The sequence below is a fragment of the Pseudoalteromonas sp. bablab_jr011 genome (genome assembly GCF_016464045.1).
GTDB classification, from domain to species: Bacteria; Pseudomonadota; Gammaproteobacteria; order Enterobacterales; family Alteromonadaceae; genus Pseudoalteromonas; species Pseudoalteromonas lipolytica.
Map to the genome: position 1 here is coordinate 1 of NZ_JACDWU010000104.1, position 239 is coordinate 239.

Here is a 239-nt window from a genome sequence, read left to right on the forward strand (position 1 = left end):
ATAAGGAATCCATACATGTCAAAATTTAACTTAATTTGTATCGACTTGGCAAAAAATGTTTTTCAAGTCGGTCAATTTTTTCATCAAAAACTACAAAGTAATAAAGCGGTAAGCAGAAAAGAGCTACTGTCGATACTCACCACGTCTCCTCGTTGTAAAGTTGTTATGGAATCATGTGGCGGTGCTCATTATTGGGCACGCAAGGCGCGTAGTGTTGGTCATGAAGTCGTGATTCTAGA

General features: G+C 38.5%; 1 pseudogene. It reads left to right on the plus strand.

Annotation, left to right across the window (positions count from 1 at the left end):
* Positions 1 to 15: 15 nt before the first annotated feature.
* Positions 16 to 239 (plus strand): annotated as a pseudogene (locus JIG41_RS04470) (IS110 family transposase); the annotation flags it as partial.